Consider the following 275-nt stretch of genomic DNA (forward strand, 5'->3'; position numbering starts at 1 on the left):
CTCCAGACTCTCAAGGAGGTGGGCTTGGGATACCTGCGGTTGGGCCAGCCCGCAACGGAATTGTCCGGTGGCGAAGCCCAACGCATCAAGCTGGCAACCGAACTGCAACGCATCCAACGAGGACACACCCTGTACCTGCTGGACGAGCCCACCACCGGCCTCCATCCCGCGGACGTCCAGCTCTTGATGGCCCAACTGCACATGCTGGTCGACGCCGGCAACACCGTTGTGGTGGTCGAACACGAGATGGACGTGGTGGCCGGGGCGGATTGGGT

Annotated in this window: 1 pseudogene; it reads left to right on the forward strand. The window is 63.6% G+C overall.

What is annotated here, in order from left to right:
• Positions 1 to 275 (forward strand): annotated as a pseudogene (locus tag ACPYOM_RS22450) (ABC transporter); the annotation flags it as partial.

It is taken from the genome of Monashia sp. HAY1-2A, assembly GCF_056755315.1.